At 65.9% G+C, this 716-nt stretch carries 1 pseudogene; it reads left to right on the top strand.

From position 1 onward, the window contains the following. Window positions 1–500 (top strand): annotated as a pseudogene (locus tag H074_RS41585) (hypothetical protein); the annotation flags it as partial. Window positions 501–716: the final 216 nt, after the last annotated feature.

The following is a 716-nucleotide window of genomic DNA, read 5'->3' as shown; positions in this document are numbered from 1 at the left end:
CCATGCCGCCTCGCCTGTCAAAGCCCACGAATGTCCCGGAGAATCACGGGCCTTTGATCGACCAGCTGTGGAACTTCTACGTCGCTGCGGACGGTCCCCCGATCCGCCGGATCGCTGAGGCCATTGAGGAACTGGACGACGAGCAGCGGAAGGGCTCGGCCAACCACGAGACGGTGCGTCGCACCCTGAGCGCTCTCGCGCTGCCTCAGTGGCAGACCGTCGAAGTGCTCTTCCTGGCGCTGTGCCGGATCGCCAACGTCGACCCGGACGACGAAGCCGAAAGCTACGGATACGAGGATCCGGGGACACACCGGCAAGAACTGCGCGACGCCTACCGCCTGGCCCGATTCGGCCACCGACACGGGCTGCCCCGGACCCGAACCGAGAAAGCCCAGCAAGAACACGAAGCCAACGCCCGCCGCCAAGGCACACCGGCAGATGACCCGTGGACGTCAGCTCCGCCCCGAGGCGGGGGATTCGCCGACGAACCGCCGTTCTAGCCGCCCCTGCGCGAGAAAACTGTCCAGCGCGCGGAGTCCGCTAAGTGAGAGACCCACTGCGGTGGCATCCTTCATCGAATGGATCAGACAGGCGTCCTGAACTACGCCAAGAAGCTCGCCGAGAAGCTTCGTGAGCGCATGCGCTGGCACGACTTGGGTGAAGGCGCCGGCTACTGGAAGGCCGCGCGGCCCGAAGACTTCATGGCCATCGTCGCC

Origin of the sequence: Amycolatopsis decaplanina DSM 44594, from assembly GCF_000342005.1 — a bacterium.
Taxonomy (GTDB): Bacteria; Actinomycetota; Actinomycetes; order Mycobacteriales; family Pseudonocardiaceae; genus Amycolatopsis; species Amycolatopsis decaplanina.
The sequence above is the reverse complement of the archived record's forward strand: the minus strand, read 5'-3'. Positions and strand labels throughout refer to the sequence as shown.